Raw genomic sequence first — 16,979 nt, forward strand, 5'->3', positions numbered from 1 at the left:
TACAACATAAGCTATGTTAAAACTTTGTGACATGCAGATACTTCTCCCTCGTGGCAAGCCCTCCTCTTATATGTCTCTCCGCCTTGTTGGCGTCCAGCACCACCCTGGCCTGGGCCGCCAGCATGGGTCTTATACGGACCAGCCGTTCCGTTATATCCTTGTGCACCGTTGATTTGCTTATACCCATCTTGTCCGCTGTCTGTCTCACAGTCGCCCTTGTGTCTATGATATAATTTGCCGCTTCGATTGCCCGCTCTTCTATGTAATCCTTCAAAGAAAAAGCCCCCGCATATTCTGTTTTTACAGTTTATGCGGGGGCATGCGGTTTATGTACATTTAATCCTGATTTATGGGGATCAGCACAAGTGTTTCATATTCCCCATATGTATTCTTTATCTCCATTATTCCATTGTACTTGTCCATGGTATTTTTCACATTTTGTATACCATATCCATGAGTCATATCCTTACTGCCGCCCACGTCAGACTGTGTACTGCTATTTTTCACATCTATTACCAAATGCCGATCTGTCTGCACTATTGCCAGCTTTATATATACCCCCTCTTTTTCCTTCTGTTTCTTACATGCATTGATACTGTTATCCAGCAGATTTCCTATTATTATACACATATCATAGTCAGAGACCATTATTGAATTTTTATCGAACTTAAAATCCGTATGAAATTTCACGCCATTGTTTTGGGCAAATGTATACGCACTGTTCACAAATGTATCAATAACAAGATTTCCTGTTTTTGAAACAACATATTTATTTTTTAATTCTTCCTCATATCTATCACATACTGTTCTTATCCTGTCATATTCTTTCTCTTCTATGCATGACCTTATATAGCTTATATGCTTTTGGGTATCATGAACCATACTGCCAATTTTCTTATAAGAAAGAACCAATTGGTCATATTTATCCGACTGATGCTCCAACTGATAACCAAGCATTGTTACCTGATTTTTCAATTTATAATTATCCACCATGTTATCAAACAGATAATAATTCAAAACATTTAAGACCAGCACAATTATCAGCACAAATATAAATCCATACCCTGACAAAAGCACGATCTGTTCTGGTATTATCAAGTATAGATAACAACTTATCATTGGAGTTATAAGCACTATGACCAACTGTTTAAATGAATATCTACCTGATACATAATTTCTCACTACCAGTATTATGATCAGGACAGGCAGCATAATAAACTGTGCATACATATCCATCACCGAGATCAGATGAGTTATTCCACCGTCATACAGCATCTGATCCGTTGTAATTACCACTACATCAGATAAACCGATGCTCACCAGATAACCCAATACCCATATAATAAACGCAGATATACATTCAGCTATACGGGAATCATATAGGCAAATAAATACGAGCATGATAACTATATGTGCGGACACCTGGCTGACCATTGCTTTCTCCTGTGACACGTCTATCATGAAAAGCTGTCCGCCTCTTGAAGCCAGCTCTGTTAAAATAAATATACCCCAATATGCTATTGTCGATATTCTAAGCGTAGGCTTTCCAAGCCATTTCTCTACATAAACTTTTACAGTCACAGCATCCATAATTGCTGATATAAAAATTAATACTAAATAACTCACCCTTTAACCTCTGATGCTCCCCACATCTGATATAACCGTATTAATAAGACTCTTCCTTACCTCTTCCTCATATTTCCTTGACAACGGAATAATCTCGTTATTATCCAAAACAAGCTCCCCGCCTCTCAAGGTAACTATGTGATCTATATTTACAATATACCCCTTAAAGCTGTATACAAACCTTTTGTCCTTTAACAAGTTAAACCATTTTTTTAAATTTCCTGTAACCTGTATAATCTCTTTTGCAGAATGAATATCTACACTCTTTTGAAATTTTCTCGAGGTTTCTATATACATAATATCAGATATATTAACAACTCTTTCTCCATCTGCCGCTGGCACAATCAACTTATTAAACTCCATGTCCCTTATCTCACGCAAAACCTGAGATAATACTTGTTCCAACTCTATATATTTAAGAGGTTTCTGAATATAATTATATGCATGCACAGAAAAGCTCCGTCCCATATGTCCCGGGTAATTGCTTACAAAAATGATAATTGCATTTTTGTCGTATCTTTTTCGGATAATTGAGGCGATATATATTCCATCCTCCTTCTCCATTTCCACATCAAAGACAAAAAAATCATAATGTTCACCAGATTCCAGCTTGTCCAGCAATTCCTGCCCCGTCCTGTAGTTGGCGCATTCAATATCCAGATTGTGTTTAAACGAATACTCCAATATGCATTTTTCTGCAATGTCTATATCCTTCTGCTCATCATCACATATAGCAACTTTTAACATCTTCCGCCTTTCATTTACCAATTAATACATCTTGAGTAAATCTTAGTACAACTAAGTTTTTCTAATTATAATTTATTATTGATAGGAGGTAAAGCAATGCTTAAACAGAATTACATACTATTCAGGAAAACTCCACAATGCTTTTGGCCTTCCATCGCTGCTATCATATTTTGTATTTTATACTCAGTATACAAATTCATTGAAGACAGTCTGCTTAGAGAATTTAACTACATTGATATAGTTGAACATACAGATATGATGCTTGGAAATTCCATATATTATTATATTCTGTTTTTGTACTTGTCCTTTGAATACACATCTATCGTAAAAAAAACCAATGTGGTAGAGAGCATAAGCACATACACTATGTCATCAATTAAAAGAGAATCACAGCAACTGCTTATTCTCTCTATCATAAATGTCTTATTATGTATGTGCATGTTAGTTATATGTATATGCCTTTGTATACTGTCAGGTTCTTCCTCTGCAGACTTTTATATATATACAATTAAGGCTATTTTCACACATGTATTTATGGTTAACACTTGTGCGGTTATGACTGGGCTCATCATATCGTATATCAACAATACTATCCTTGCCTATCTTGCATTATTTGGGTTCACTATAGTTGCCATATTGCAATCGGGTAAGTTCACCTTTCCTGCGGAAGATAAAATCGGCAGTATACAGGAAATATCCAATATATTCTGTGCTTCTCTTACTTATATTCCAGATGAAGCAGCTTTAATTCCTGTAAATATACATTTTCTGTCCAAACCTTTGTATATAGTATTTGGCGTGATCTCCGTATATTTGATCACAAATTTCTTCAGATACAAGAAGTTATCTTTGATTTTTGCCACCATATTTTCAGTGTTATGCTCGTTTTCCTTTATTTATATCTGCAACATCCCATATAATGGTAGTAACCCTGGATACGCAGACGATTCCTCGGATTTATTTGCAAATGAACAGGAATTACTTACTCCAACAAAGGAAATAGATTTTTATGTTACAGAGTATAACATACATTTTGACATAAGGAAGAATTTGATCGCAGATATGTATATGCAGCTATCAGACACCAGTCTCCCTGAATACCATTTTATACTCTGTAAAGATTACAATATCGACTATATAGCAGATGATAAGGATAATGCTATCCGCTATAGCAGAAATGGGAATAAGCTATGCATATACAACGAAGCCGGCAATCTCTCATCCATATACATAAAGTATACAGGAAAATCCTACAATATTTGCTACACAGGGGAAAATGGTGCATATCTTCCTGGGAACTTCCCGTATTACCCAATTGCTGGAAATGGAGACTTATTTCAAAACGGATATTGCCAGCTTCCTAAGGATCTGAGCAGGTTCACAGTATCCATATACTCTGATTTTACTACGTATAGCAATCTCAGCTTGTCCGGTGACACGTTCAGTGGTTTCAGTGATCAGCTAAGCATTGTTTCCGGCATATTTTGGAGAGAACAGATTATTGATAATGTGCGATACATTTTCCCATATATTGGCGCGGACACCGATCCGAGTCGAAACCACTACATAACAAGCCAGATAAAAAAATATATAAACTATACACCTGAAGAAAAGGCAACTGATTATTCCCTTATCGGGAAAACAATCCTGATACAACCAATACACAGAAATGCATATATGTACGGTTCTGACATGGTGATGTTTGATGCTGCAGGTAATTTGGATATTTACTACACCAATTATATACAGACAGGTAATTGGTACAATATTGATTCAATTCTCACCGATGAGGAACTTCAAAAGATTCAGGAAGATGTATACGACGAACTTGGCATCACTGAAACAACAGAATAAAGTAACTTGTATCCGTTCAGATAAAGGGGGATTATTATGCTGGAAATAAAAAATATGACAACTACTTTGGGAGGGAACACAATTCTTCACAATTTAAACTGTAATTTTGAATCAGGAGTACACGGACTACTCGGTCCTAATGGTGCCGGCAAAACCACATTCATGAGATCCCTTATTGGGTTATATCCATCAGCTACCGGAAGCATTCTCCTGAACGGAGCAAATATACATTCTGTTGATATCGGGTATCTGCCTCAGAAATTTGGTCTTTTTCCCGGAATGACCGTAAGAGAATGTATGCGTTATATTGCATTTTCCAAGGGTATTTCATCATGTAGTCTTGATGAAGACATCGAATCAGTTATAGAAAGTGTCAATTTATCAAGTTATATTGACAAAAAGGCTCATACTCTGTCTGGCGGAATGGTGAGACGTGTTGGAATCGCCCAGGCTTTTCTTGGCAATCCCCCTATAATAATATGCGATGAACCGACAGCAGGTCTTGATCCTGAGGAAAGACTCAGATTCAGGGATCTTATAAAACAAACCAATTGTGATGACAAGATAATTATTATATCCACACACATCGTAGACGATGCGGAGTTTTTGTGTGATTATATAGAAATTATCGATCAAGGCTATATAATTGCAAAAGACACTACAGACGGAATCAAAACAGCCATGACCAGGCTTTTGGCTTCCCCTTCTATTGATACCTCAGAGCCTGCATCAGCTGATCCCACTTTGGAAGATGGATACATGTATATTCTTAAGTCTTACAGGAACGGAGTGTAACTATGGTGCAAAGAATACATAACTCACTATTTATATTGCGTAAGGGAATGATACTCTGTGTAATTATAGCTGTTTTAGCTGCTATTACGGGCTTTATGATGATGAAACCCCTTGATCTGCAGGATAAAGAAAACGCACTGCAACAGTGTTACTGCATAGCATATCCTGTGTGCGTTATGCTGCTATATACAATAACCTTTATGCCGTTTGTATATAGCCCAAGCCGGGAACTTTTTTACATAGCCCACAGAATAAAATGGGTAGAAACAATTATTCCATTTTTATACCTGTCTTTATTAATGTGTGCCATAACATCGTTGTTGTTCTTCAGGACAATTCTCTACCCAGAAAGATTTATAGCCAAAAATCTTATTATAATATATTGCTTCTGCGGTTTATATTACGGCACAGTATATACAGCGAAGAACATCACCATAGCCATCATTTTATCATTTACACTGATCATCCTGTCTCTTAGCGGAGGAAATCTCTTTAATGCTATCATACCATGGTATATTGATGTTCACTCAGTTAAGACTCTCGCCTCTTTTATGAAAGAATACATAATTTTAGGAAGTGCAGGCTGTATTCTGGGATTGTTCAGCAACCACAGATACTCAGATTACCAATAAATATATGCAACCTCTCTTTTTAAGCAATTTTAGGAAACCTCACAACAAATCTTGATCCTATATCCGCTCTGGATATTACCTGTATGGTACCTCCGTGGGCATCAACTATCCATTTAGCGATGGACAAGCCAAGACCTGAGCCTCCGGTCTCATTATTCCGGGCCTCATCCGAGCGGTAAAATCTGTCAAATATATGAGCCAGATCGCCCGGATTCATTCCGGTTCCCTCGTCCTCTATCATATAACTGACATAACCGGGCTCCTCTTTTACACCGAGTATTATGGCCGTGCCGGGTTCAGAATACTTCGCCGCGTTCTGGACAAATATCCTGACGGACTGCTTGATCATCGCCACATCGCCGAGCACACACGCCTCATTCTCAGTACCACGGAACTCATATCTGTGGCTCTCGTCTATCATCATGGACTCCTCCCACACTTCACTTACCATGCGGTTGAGATCGGTTTTCTCCATGTTCAGGTGCTGCCTTCCACTGTCGCCCCTTGCAAGGAATAACAACTGTTCCACAAGCTCCTTCATGTGCTGGGATTCATTTTTCAGCGCCTCTATGGACTCTTCCAGAACCTGTTCGTCCTCCTTACCCCATCGGTCGAGCATATTCACATATCCCTGGATCACCGCAATAGGCGTCCTGAGCTCGTGGGAAGCATCCGACACGAATCTCATCTGACGTTTCTCATTTTCCTTCATATTTCTGAGCAGATTGTTGAGCGCGATCTCTATGCTCTGGAGATCCTTGTCTCCGGTGTGTATAACCTGCTCGTCATCATCCGCAGACAGGTGTGATATGGCTTTCTCCAGATCGTCTATCTTATTGTGATCCATCGGCTCTTTGCTGAGCTTTTCCGCCGTAACTGCCAGATCGTTCAACGGCTTTAATCTCCTTCTGACATCCGCTGTCCTGAACAACGCAGCAAACAACACTATAGTCTCCATCCCCAGCAATATAATGCCCGGAAGCTCTATGATATCCCAAAGGATCTTAACGTCATATCTGTACTTCTTCTCATCTGACCCTTCTATTATATATTCATACGCTCCGCCATCTTCATTTTTCTCAACGTAATATCTCATTCCGCCCACGCCCTGTGGAAGCTGCTTTCTTCCCCACACGGCAAATGCGCTTACAATAAGAAAGGCAATGACGATATCTATAAGTATCACATTGCCCAGTTCTTTTAGCCAGAAGCTCATATTTATCCTTCTGGCTATCGATGACATTCTTTTGTTTTCGTTAGTTTTCTTTCCCATGTATTTTCTCTCTATCTGTGCGTATCCGTGCCATGCGTTGCTGGCTTGTCACATATCTATCTGCTCTATCCTGGCATCCAAAATGGTCATTCTCTGATAACATATCCGACACCTCTGACGGTGGTGATCAGCTTAACTCCAAATCTGTCATCTATCTTTGTTCTCAGATACCTCACATACACATCTATGATGTTTGTCTCTCCAAGGTAATCGTATCCGCACACTGCACTGAGCAATTTCTCCCTGTCCATCACGATGTCCTTGTTTTCCATGAGCGTCCTGAGCAGCTCAAATTCCCTGTTTGTCAGCTCAACTATCTCGCCGCACACTGTGACCTCATGTCTGTCGGTGTCCATGCACACTCCACGGATCTCTATCCTGTGTGTGTGAACCTCCGCAACTCCGCGTCTCTTCAACGCAACCCTTATCCTGGCAAGCAGCTCCTCTATGGCAAATGGCTTGGTGAGATAATCGTCTGCACCGGCATCAAGACCAGATACCTTGTCCATGACCGCATCTCTCGCGGTCAGCATGATGACCGGCACATCACTCTCCTTGCGGATTCTTCGAAGCACCTCCAGACCGTTGAGTCCCGGAAGCATCACATCCAGCACCACGAGGTCGAAGCCACCGGACAGAGCTTTGTCCAACCCTGTTCTTCCATCAAATACCTTCTCCGCCTCGTATCCCTCATGCAGCAGCTCCAGCTCCACAAATCTTGCAATTTTCTCTTCATCCTCCACAATGAGAATCTTCTGTGCCATATCTTTTTCCTTTCTTTTATGACGGACGCTGATATAGTTTGGTTTTGAAGTAAGCCTGTGAAATATGCCTCGGCAAGAAGCACCAAAGCTCAGTCGCCACGGCTACCCATTGCAGAGGTATATTTCACAGACATTACATTCTCAAAACCAAACTATATCAGCTGGTAATTAACAGAATATCGGTAAAAGATATTCCTGTTTTCATCTTTTTTATGTCTGTTTTTACTTTTAATATTTTTCTTTTTCAGTTTATACCAACTTGATATATATGTTGTTTTTATTACATATAGCTTTTTATTCTGTGTTGATATTGTTTTTATATATCTTTCTGATTACTTGTTATTGACGTCGGACTTAAGGTTGTCTACTGAGTCGGCTACTTTGTCACATGCGCTATTAAGGTTTACGTTGATGTCACCAATTCCTTCAAAATGGTACCTGCACTCACAGAAGAGACCTACAACAAGAAGTGGAAGCACTACCCAGAATGCAAGTATGAGTGCGATCACAAGCACCAGAACCGGAACGTTTATCATGGTCTGGCCTCTGCGTTCTACTATGAATGTGCTGTCCACACTCTTCTTTAACACCTTGCCGCACCATTTGAAAAATTTGTCCATCATCTGTCCAAACGTCACTTTATTGCAGTCATTTGTATATTTCTGCTGTGCCTGCTCGAACTCTGTTGATGTCTGCTGCTCTGCGCCTGTGGTAAAGCTCTCCACCTCAGGGGCTTTCACCTTGTCCAGCTTCTCCAGATAAATGATCGCATCCAGCAGATCGTAATCACACGCCTCAAGCGCATTCTTCGCATCTTCGTAACTTACACCTGTTTTTTCTCTTAACTTTTCTACCTTTTCCAGTTTATCCATGATCTTTACACCCTTTCTCATTATCTTATTTTCATCGTCTTCCGATGATCTGTCATCTTTCTTATCGTTTGTTGCTGATATCATCAACTGATGTTGTTACTATACCAACCGATGATTAATCTAAAATATGAGAAAAATTAAAATCAGGTTAATTTTATAATGAATATATGGATATGTCAAAGTGGGAATACTTCCTCCACTGTTCCTGTTGAGAGTTGACACATTTGACGGTTTGACCGATAGTTTTGACTCAAAGCAATATGTAAAACGCTCCCAAACTGCTTGATGATAACAATAAGAAGTGATATACCTAAATATGGCATTATTACATAACAGCAAGGAGACGATCAATATGAGCAAACCTGAATATAATATAAAAAATTCAAACGACGGAAGTTTCATGGCAAATGCTGAAGTTGCAAAGGAAAGCAAGAGATACGTCAATATATCGATTTCAAAAGAGGATCTCGGATGCCTGTTACAAGGTAAGCACTTAGAGATATTATTTCCTGGCGATGAACTTGACGGCCGTGGCATGATAGATATTGGACTTTCAGACAAAGAAACTAAATTTGAGATAAATGATGAAGTCAACAAATTTATGATTTAATGTATTGTTGTATATTATAGTAATCTCGATATCAACCTTCTCATTGCACTGGCACAAATAAAACGGTTACAAAATATTACCAGTTGGTGACCTATCGTCACCAACTGAACTTTATATTTATTAGTTTTAAGAATACTTAAAAAAACACCTCAAACCGAGGTGTTTTTTCTTACTTCCAATTATCCATAACAATATACAACTACGTCGCCGCCGCAATCTTCGCCGTAGACTTCTTCACACAGTAAAGGCATGTCGGCAATATGTAAATAGTCGCGGTGACCCATGCCGTCTGATCAGCAAAGCAGATGGCCGTGAATCCAAATGTTCCGACAAATCCCAGGCTCACTATGATCCTGGCCGCCATCTCTGTAACACCTGAAAATATAGCCCGACCGGAATATCCAAGTCCCTGTGTCACCATACGCGCCACGTTCAATATACCGAGACTCCAGTAGAAAAATCCCATACATCTGAGGTATTTCGCAGATGCGTCAAGCACATCCACTGCGCTCTTCTTGACAAATATCATGGAGAGCGGTCTTCCAAATATTATCATCACAAGTCCTGCGACTATACCGTATCCAACTGCAACAGCAATCGCCTGCCACAAGCCCTGCTTTATACGCTTTGCCTGTCCGGCGCCAAGGTTCTGGCTGCAGAACACAGATGCCGCCGTTGCAAACGCATCAAATGGACACATAGTGAACTGCTTTATCCTCATACCGGCTGTGAAGCCTGACACATACACACTTCCCAGCTTGTTATTTGCAGACTGCATGACCATACTTCCTATGGCGGTTATGGAAAACTGCAGGCCTGTCGGAATTCCCATGACAAGAAGTTCCTTCACTGCAGAGCCCTCTATCTCCCTGTCCTCCGCCTCAAGATGCATGATCTGAACCTTCTTGAAGATATATACAAGACACAATATTCCACTCACCGCCTGTGCCGTGATGGTTGCTATAGCCGCACCGGCGCAGTCCCATTTGAGGACAACTATACAGAACAGGTCAAGGAATATGTTGAGTATTGCCGAGAACGCCAGAAACACGAACGGCGTTCTGCTGTCTCCCAGAGACCTGAGCACACTTGACAGATAGTTGTACATGAGTGTGAACGGAATTCCTAGGAATATAACTATAAGATAAGCATATGCCTTGTCATATATATCCTGCGGAACCGAAAGCAGATGAAGTATCTGATTACAGCACACCGAACATACAATCGTGACCATCAACGCTATGATGCCCGTCAGCACCGCGCCGTTAAATATATACTTTCTCATCTTGTGCAGATTATTTGCACCAAAAAACTTTGCAACAGGAACACCAAATCCTGTGCAACAGCCCATACAGAATCCCAGAACCAGAAACTGTATACTGCTGCTTGCTCCAACTCCCGCCAGAGCCTTATCTCCCAGTATCTGCCCCACAATAGCCGCATCTATTATGTTGTACGTCTGCTGGAGCAGATTGCCGAGCAAGAGCGGGGTGGCAAACTGCAGCATCAGACTGAGGGGCTTACCGGAAACCATGGACTTAGCCATGTCTTACACCTTCCTTACATTATTGATAGGACGGTGAGTTGCCAATTCTATCTTTGAACACAGAGCTACTATACATATCATTCGCTGGGTCGCTTCCGCTTATTTCGCCCTGCAGCGGTACTAAGGTGCCGCCTCACAGCGCCACCTAAGGACCGGCGGGTTCAAATTCCCTGCTCACGATATGTATAGCAACTCTGTGTAACAACTTTATTGTGACAACTCACCTGTTAGATGAATAATAACTACGTATGTAAGTCGGTTTCAGACTTACTTTATGTTTATTATCCTTATCTCTTATAACAGTTTTCCAGCCAAAGCCTCGAGTGCTGCCACATCCGACTGCTTGAACGCAGACCTTATGGTCACGTGCTCGTCCACGATCTCTATATCCTTCATCGCTGACATCTGTTCCTTCATGAGCTTGGCTGCCATTGGAGCCCACGAACCATTCTCAATGAATGCCACTTTTCTCTTCTGGTACGCCTTCATCTTCAGGTGGTTGATGAAATCCGCCATGACAGGCATCACACCGCCATCATATGTTGGGGCTGCCAGAACCAGTCTGTCGTATCTGAACGCATCCTCTATACACTCTGCCATATCATCCCTTGAGAGGTCTGATATCGCAACCTTTGGCGCACCCTTTGCCTCAAGTATCTCCGCCAGTTTCTTTGCAGCCTTCTCTGTGTTGCCATGGAGACTGCAGTATGCGATGAAGATTCCCTCATCCTCAGGTGTGTATGTTGACCACAACTGATATTTTCCGATGTAATATTCAAGATTCTCTGTGAGGATTGGTCCGTGGAGTGCACATATCTTCTGGATATCCAGTCCTGCTGCCTTCTTCAGAAGTGCCTGTACAGGCATTCCATACTTTCCTACTATATTGAAGTAATATCTTCTCGCCTCGCATGCCCAGTCCTCGTCGGTATCCAGAGTGCCGAACTTGCCAAATGCATCCGCTGAGAAGAGTATCTTCTCACTCTGTTCATATGTGACCATAACCTCAGGCCAGTGGACCATAGGAGCCATGAAGAACTGGAGCGTATGGCTTCCAAGTGAGAGTGTCTGTCCCTCCGCAACTGTCACGCTTCTGTCAGCCACAGGAACCTCGAAGAAATTTGGAAGCATTCCGAAAAGCTTGGCATTTGATACGATCTTGATATCCGGATACTTCGCAAGCACATCACCAAGATTGGCGGAATGATCCGGCTCAAGATGGGATATGATGAGATAATCCGGCTTTCTGTCGCCAAGCACCTCTGCCACATTTGCAAACCACTGGTCTGCACACTTTGCATCCACCATGTCCATGATAGCGATCTTCTCGTCCATGATGACATATGAGTTGTACGCTATTCCGTTTGGCACGATGTACTGATTCTCGAACAGGTCTATGTTCTTGTCATCCACACCCACATAAAATACTGTGTCTGTTACATTCTTAAGCATTGTATATCCTCCTTTTGATCCTAATTATCTAATATAAATAATCCACGTTGTGTCCACATGATATAATGAGCGCAAGTGAGCCAACATGCTTGCATGATTGGCGAGCGGCGAATTGGATCATGATAGTTGCGACAGCAACGAAAAGCACCGTAGGTGCGAATCATGATATAATGAGCATTGCGACAGCTGTGCTTGCGCAAACTATCATAATGACAGTTAATTATAACATACTAAATGAAAATAGAGAATCAGCACATAAGACCTGATTCTCCATTTTTTGATAATTTTTTATTATTATCTGCTTACCCTTCTCTGTATCTTCTCCTGATACATGCTGTGATCCGCTTCCCTCACATACTCCTCAAGGGTTTTATCACCATCCGGGGCTGTTATAACATAACCTATACTAAACTCCAGGGCAAATGGAAGTTTCTCCTGCGACGCTATCTCCCTGGCTTTCTCAAGGATTGCCGTCTTTCTTTCCTCAGGAGGTTCCGCCTCATCGTATATAGATATGGATACAAATTCATCTCCGCCATATCTAACCGGAATACTGCTTATTCCGCCTCCGCCTGCTACGGCTCTTGCGGCACTCCTTATGGCTTTGTCTCCGTACTCGTGACCATAAGTGTCATTTATATATTTGAGCTTGTCCATATCGGCAAACATTATGAGAAGTGCCCTGCCCTGACCCGCAGCCTTGTCAAATGCCTTTGCGGCGATCTGTCTCATACCTTCCCTGTTATATATCTGGGTAAGTGGATCCTTTATGGATATCGCCGTAAGCTCCTGATTGATCTGCTCTAGCCTCCATTTGTTGAACAGGTTTATCATGGCTACATTCACTTCGCTCATTACAGTTGACCAAAGCTGCTTATCCATGAGGTAATATCCATTTTCGACACAGCAGAACCCAACTGCCTTTTCTCCGAAATGAAATGGCGCAAATAAAAATATATTGCCGCCTGTCTCATCATCCAAAAGAGGAAACATACTATGGTATGTATCGTCACCGTCATCCGCTATGCCCTGCCTGTACACGATCTGCATTCTCTGAGGATAGCCTTTCACAGCAAATACATCCTCATCGTATGCTGCTGAGAGAGTCGGTCCAGCTCCCCCCATCTCCACAAGAGATCTGTCGACAACCATAACGCATTTCTTACACTCTGCCTGTGAATATGAGGACTGAACGCACGGATACAGTTCACTGTAATCCTTGCATTTGCTGAGCAAATGCGTGAAATCCAGTGTGCTCTCATCTATCTCCTCGCGTTCCACAACTCCCATTATATAATTCTTCAGGTACTGTCTGCCGTTCAGCATAGCATCCGCGCCACAGCCACAGCTCTCCGTAAATATACAATTATAATCTATATAAGAGCTGGTATCCGGATTGTTTCTCGCCCAGATATTCAGCATGATCTCTGCAGCCGCAGCTCCGATCTTCTCACGGATCCTGCTCACCGTTGTTATACGCGGCGTATAGTACGCTGCTTTATCAAAGTTGTCGAATCCTGTAACCTTAAAATCATTTGGCACTGAAAGTCCAAGTGCTTCAGCTCTGTTGCACACACCCACAGCCAGGTTGTCATTTGCACAGATTATTGCATCTGGAAGGATCTTCCTCACTATCTCTCGTTCTTCCAGCCTTCTATCATCCATCTCCTCATTATTCGAAGCCTCGGCATCCGGAGCAGAATCCGCAAAACTGCCACTGGTTATCTCACCGTACACCTCCGCAGGGCCGCCGTAATCCGGTCCGTCCTTCTCGTGTTTTATACACGTATGTCCATGTGCTCTGAGCAGCTCCTCAAAGCCCGTCACACCGTCATTGAAACCAAAATCTCCAAACAGGACATCCTCATCATCCACAGTCAGGCCATATTCATCCATACAGTCCCTGAATGCCCGACATCTCTCCTGAGCCTCATAGTTGTCCTTCGGTCCGGCAAGATACCACACCTTCTTCGCACCGTGTTTCTCTATCATATGCCGAGTCATGTCATACATGGCATCATAATTGTCTATACCCACAAAATGCAGACCGTCAAAAGCAGTCTCGAGGCTTATAGCCGGAACTCCGCTCTTCCTTATCCTGTCCAGCAGTTCCGCCGTGACTTCCGGATATTTGATATTGTTGACAGATATTATGATCCCATCAAAGTCTGTCAGCTCCGGAAGATTGTATATATTGTATTCTCCATAGCTGTAACCGTCGTCCCTGTTCCAATTGCCATTGCTGTTGAATATGTACAAATTCACATCAGCCCTGGCTTCCTTTATCTTCTGCATAAATCCAAGCGGCCAGGCATAGGTGAAATACCTCTTCCAGCCATCCATGAACAATGCTACTTTTTTCATACCTTACCTCCTGATCAATCAGAACAACCCGTCCTGTCCCCCATCTGTAAATTTGCCAAATATATTAAAAGGGCGCATCTGTATATATTATACACAGACCCGCCCAACCAAAACATATCCAAATGTATCAAAAATATGTACTTTACTATCAGAAACCACGGGGACGGAGGGGACAGACACCTCCGTCCCCATAATTTACTTAAGTGGATAGTCGCTGTGCAGCGGCTTGTAATCACGTATAGTCTTAAGTGCCGGCAGAGCATGTCCGTCATAATCAAAAAGTGCCTGATTTGCCCATTCATTTCCGCATGGTCCAGACTCCTCTATATATGACAGAGCACCTTCCGTAGCCCAGCCGCTTCCCGGTACTGGTATCCAGCCTGCCTCCCAATAATAAAAGCCATCGCCACCAGGAACATCATCTATCAGTTTCATTATGTCGTTCATAAATTCCGCCTGTCCCTCAGGTGTCATAGAGTAGTCAAGATTCTCCACCAGTGAAGGTTTTGTGGCATAGCCCTTTCTATCGTCAGGCCCCAGTTTCTCATAGTCAGCATAGTCCTCCATGGTAAATCCCATGGAAACCTCAGCAATAACTATCTTTTTGCCATATCTATCCGCCATATCCCGCATATTTGCCTCCAGATCCTTCATGGTTCCATGCCAGAACGGATAATACGACATTCCAATTATATCAAAATTTTCTCCTCTTTCCATGTAGTGGTCAAACCAGTCCACATACATAGGATTGTTGCCACCATTGTCGAGATGTATCATGACCGGAATATCAGAGCCAACCGATCTGACCGCCCTTATTCCTGCGCTCACAAACTTCGCGATATTGTCATACTCCGGCTTCTGTCCCAGCGGCCACATCAGTCCGTTTGTAAGCTCGTTTCCAACCTGAACAAGCTGAGGTAAAACGCCCGCATCTTTCATCTCTAAAAGAGTCTCCCTTGTGTAGTCGTACACAGCCTGCTCAAGCTGATCCGCATCCATGCCTCTCCACGCCTTGGGCACCCTCTGCTTGCCCGGGTCAGCCCAGAAATCACTGTAGTGATAATCAAGCAGAATGCTCATTCCATGATCCATAGCGCGCTTCGCGAGTTTCTTGTATACCTCAAGGTCATTTGTGCCCGCACCATAAGGTACGCCGTCCTCCGTGTACGGATCATTCCACAGACGAAGTCTCACAGAATTCACACCATAGTTCTTAAGTATGTCAAATATATCTCCCTGCACACCATTGTCATAATATTTCGCACCCAGCTCTTCAACCTCGGCAACAGCGGAGAGATCCACGCCCTTTATATAATCTGCCATATTTTTGTCTCCTTCACCTGCATTTATTTTACTACCTGTTATAACCAAGAACAGCCGCCGAAGAAAAATGTTCTGCATACCCCTGATGTACCAGTTCATCTTCATCTGTCGGCGGCCTTCTATCAAGATGACATCTGTCACCTAGTCGTCAAATGTAATCCTGTCATACATTCTTCCATATTTTATTCTGATGAGCTCGTTCTTTGCCAGAACGTCCTCCTCTGGTCCAACATACTGACAACGGATACAGTAGTATTCCTTCTTGTCCTTATCATAGAACATATCTATATCCAGATCTCTCATAAAACACATTGGACATCTGTAATTTAATTTGCCTTTTCCAGACTGAGCCATGTTGAAAATACCTCCTTATCCTTAAGTGTCTTTGTAAACCCGAGAGTGAACATTGGCGAGAACGCATATCCCTCTTTGAAATATCCTGTTGCGTCACTGCCTGATGCTCCCATGGCAGCCTTTGTCTCGATCGCAGGTATAACTGCTGACACCTCATCGGCGCCTGCGAGATCCTCTTCTCTGCACTTGTACTCATATGTGAGTGACTTGCTCTCTGAAGCATTCTTTGCTGTGAGAGTGATTCCTGTCATGTCCTCTGGGTACTCTGTTGTACCGTAGCATGCCACCATGTACTCATTGATCTCAACCTCTGCATCAGGGTTGCTCATCTCGAGGATAGTTCTTTCATGTCTTATCTTGGATGAACCCTCCTCAAAATATATCTTTGTCTGAAGTTTAACTGTCAGATCGTAGAACTCGATGTCAACCGGGTCAAGTGTAAGGATTCTTGTGCTTCCCTCCTGCGAGAATGTTGCCTTTGTTCTGCACAGACAGAGGTCGACCTCTTCACCCTTGTAGCTGATCTTGGCACTTCTTACAGTACCCTCTCCAGCATAGTGTGTGAAATATCCTGCTCTGTACTTCTCCTGGATCAGGAATGGATATGAAGCATCCTGAACATGTGGAGTTCCGATACCTACAGGCCAGTTGAGCTTTGCAGCGTATGGTCTGAGGTCAACGATCGCACCGCCCTGATCCATGTTGATCTGGGCTCTCATGTATGGATCGCAGTACCAGAATATCTGCTTGTCTGATCCGTACAGTAT

Annotated in this window: 15 protein-coding genes and 1 pseudogene; 4 read left to right on the forward strand and 12 right to left on the reverse strand. The window is 42.4% G+C overall.

Annotation, left to right across the window (positions count from 1 at the left end; translation table 11 throughout):
- Positions 1-16 precede the first annotated feature (16 nt).
- From spoIIID to AB5150_RS03845, 3 genes are all read right to left on the reverse strand, one after another.
- Positions 17-274, reverse strand: a complete 258-nt coding sequence (spoIIID, locus tag AB5150_RS03835; RefSeq protein WP_055222251.1) for a sporulation transcriptional regulator SpoIIID — start codon at positions 272-274, stop codon at positions 17-19.
- A gap of 62 nt (positions 275-336) precedes the next feature.
- A complete protein-coding gene (locus AB5150_RS03840; RefSeq protein WP_022217038.1) occupies positions 337-1,626 on the reverse strand; it encodes a sensor histidine kinase in 1,290 nt (429 codons plus the stop codon).
- A 3-nt stretch (positions 1,627-1,629) separates the two neighbouring features.
- Positions 1,630-2,373, reverse strand: a complete 744-nt coding sequence (locus AB5150_RS03845) for a LytR/AlgR family response regulator transcription factor (RefSeq protein ID WP_368291219.1) — start codon at positions 2,371-2,373, stop codon at positions 1,630-1,632.
- A 1,068-nt stretch (positions 2,374-3,441) separates the two neighbouring features.
- On the opposite strand from AB5150_RS03845, the gene AB5150_RS03850 reads away from it, so the two are divergent.
- From AB5150_RS03850 to AB5150_RS03860, 3 genes are read left to right on the forward strand one after another with little or no spacing between them, the layout of a single operon-like run.
- Positions 3,442-4,227, forward strand: a complete 786-nt coding sequence (locus tag AB5150_RS03850) for a hypothetical protein (RefSeq protein ID WP_368291220.1) — start codon at positions 3,442-3,444, stop codon at positions 4,225-4,227.
- A gap of 36 nt (positions 4,228-4,263) precedes the next feature.
- The gene (locus tag AB5150_RS03855; RefSeq protein ID WP_022217041.1) at positions 4,264-5,022 is read left to right on the forward strand and encodes an ATP-binding cassette domain-containing protein; all 759 of its coding nucleotides are present in this window, start codon (positions 4,264-4,266) and stop codon (positions 5,020-5,022) included.
- 2 nt (positions 5,023-5,024) lie between these two features.
- Complete coding sequence (locus AB5150_RS03860; RefSeq protein WP_015534560.1) at positions 5,025-5,654, forward strand: hypothetical protein; 630 nt, start codon at positions 5,025-5,027, stop codon at positions 5,652-5,654.
- A 19-nt stretch (positions 5,655-5,673) separates the two neighbouring features.
- On the opposite strand, the gene AB5150_RS03865 is transcribed toward AB5150_RS03860, so the two are convergent.
- The 3 genes from AB5150_RS03865 to AB5150_RS03875 form a co-directional block, all read right to left on the reverse strand.
- A complete protein-coding gene (locus tag AB5150_RS03865; RefSeq protein WP_015534559.1) occupies positions 5,674-6,927 on the reverse strand; it encodes a cell wall metabolism sensor histidine kinase WalK in 1,254 nt (417 codons plus the stop codon).
- A gap of 86 nt (positions 6,928-7,013) precedes the next feature.
- A complete protein-coding gene (locus tag AB5150_RS03870) occupies positions 7,014-7,691 on the reverse strand; it encodes a response regulator transcription factor (protein ID WP_055272124.1) in 678 nt (225 codons plus the stop codon).
- A 332-nt stretch (positions 7,692-8,023) separates the two neighbouring features.
- Entirely contained in the window at positions 8,024-8,647 is a 624-nt protein-coding gene (locus AB5150_RS03875) for a DUF4342 domain-containing protein (RefSeq protein WP_368291221.1), read from the reverse strand.
- Between the two features lie 268 nt (positions 8,648-8,915).
- Here AB5150_RS03875 and AB5150_RS03880 point away from each other — a divergent pair, with 268 nt between their 5' ends.
- Positions 8,916-9,173 (forward strand): hypothetical protein, encoded by a 258-nt coding sequence (locus AB5150_RS03880; protein ID WP_368291222.1) that lies wholly within the window; start codon positions 8,916-8,918, stop codon positions 9,171-9,173.
- Between the two features lie 199 nt (positions 9,174-9,372).
- On the opposite strand, the gene AB5150_RS03885 is transcribed toward AB5150_RS03880, so the two are convergent.
- The 6 genes and pseudogenes from AB5150_RS03885 to AB5150_RS03910 all read right to left on the reverse strand — a co-directional run.
- Positions 9,373-10,719 carry an MATE family efflux transporter gene (locus AB5150_RS03885; protein ID WP_368291223.1) on the reverse strand — a complete coding sequence of 449 codons (1,347 nt, stop codon included), beginning with the start codon at positions 10,717-10,719 and terminating at the stop codon, positions 9,373-9,375.
- Between the two features lie 294 nt (positions 10,720-11,013).
- Positions 11,014-12,171 (reverse strand): FprA family A-type flavoprotein, encoded by a 1,158-nt coding sequence (locus AB5150_RS03890; protein ID WP_022217048.1) that lies wholly within the window; start codon positions 12,169-12,171, stop codon positions 11,014-11,016.
- Between the two features lie 294 nt (positions 12,172-12,465).
- Positions 12,466-14,535, reverse strand: a complete 2,070-nt coding sequence (locus AB5150_RS03895; RefSeq protein WP_368291224.1) for a diguanylate cyclase — start codon at positions 14,533-14,535, stop codon at positions 12,466-12,468.
- 195 nt (positions 14,536-14,730) lie between these two features.
- Positions 14,731-15,858 (reverse strand): arabinogalactan endo-beta-1,4-galactanase, encoded by a 1,128-nt coding sequence (locus tag AB5150_RS03900; protein ID WP_368291225.1) that lies wholly within the window; start codon positions 15,856-15,858, stop codon positions 14,731-14,733.
- 141 nt (positions 15,859-15,999) lie between these two features.
- Positions 16,000-16,212 (reverse strand): hypothetical protein, encoded by a 213-nt coding sequence (locus AB5150_RS03905; protein WP_015534553.1) that lies wholly within the window; start codon positions 16,210-16,212, stop codon positions 16,000-16,002.
- A pseudogene (locus tag AB5150_RS03910) lies at positions 16,185-16,979 on the reverse strand (hypothetical protein); the annotation flags it as partial. The pseudogene AB5150_RS03910 and the gene AB5150_RS03905, both read right to left, overlap by 28 nt.

Origin of the sequence: Coprococcus sp. RTP21281st1_F1_RTP21281_210402, assembly GCF_040915325.1 — a bacterium.
In the GTDB taxonomy this organism is placed as follows: Bacteria; Bacillota; Clostridia; order Lachnospirales; family Lachnospiraceae; genus Coprococcus; species Coprococcus aceti.

Coding starts and splice junctions, on each gene's coding strand:
- AB5150_RS03845 (WP_368291219.1), bottom strand. CDS start 2,373: ATGTTAAAAGTTGCTATATGTGATGATGAGCAGAAGGATATAGACATT.
- AB5150_RS03850 (WP_368291220.1), top strand. CDS start 3,442: ATGCAGCTATCAGACACCAGTCTCCCTGAATACCATTTTATACTCTGT.
- AB5150_RS03855 (WP_022217041.1), top strand. CDS start 4,264: ATGCTGGAAATAAAAAATATGACAACTACTTTGGGAGGGAACACAATT.
- AB5150_RS03860 (WP_015534560.1), top strand. CDS start 5,025: ATGGTGCAAAGAATACATAACTCACTATTTATATTGCGTAAGGGAATG.
- AB5150_RS03865 (WP_015534559.1), bottom strand. CDS start 6,927: ATGGGAAAGAAAACTAACGAAAACAAAAGAATGTCATCGATAGCCAGA.
- AB5150_RS03870 (WP_055272124.1), bottom strand. CDS start 7,691: ATGGCACAGAAGATTCTCATTGTGGAGGATGAAGAGAAAATTGCAAGA.
- AB5150_RS03875 (WP_368291221.1), bottom strand. CDS start 8,647: ATGATATCAGCAACAAACGATAAGAAAGATGACAGATCATCGGAAGAC.
- AB5150_RS03880 (WP_368291222.1), top strand. CDS start 8,916: ATGAGCAAACCTGAATATAATATAAAAAATTCAAACGACGGAAGTTTC.
- AB5150_RS03885 (WP_368291223.1), bottom strand. CDS start 10,719: ATGGCTAAGTCCATGGTTTCCGGTAAGCCCCTCAGTCTGATGCTGCAG.
- AB5150_RS03890 (WP_022217048.1), bottom strand. CDS start 12,171: ATGCTTAAGAATGTAACAGACACAGTATTTTATGTGGGTGTGGATGAC.
- AB5150_RS03895 (WP_368291224.1), bottom strand. CDS start 14,535: ATGAAAAAAGTAGCATTGTTCATGGATGGCTGGAAGAGGTATTTCACC.
- AB5150_RS03900 (WP_368291225.1), bottom strand. CDS start 15,858: ATGGCAGATTATATAAAGGGCGTGGATCTCTCCGCTGTTGCCGAGGTT.
- AB5150_RS03905 (WP_015534553.1), bottom strand. CDS start 16,212: ATGGCTCAGTCTGGAAAAGGCAAATTAAATTACAGATGTCCAATGTGT.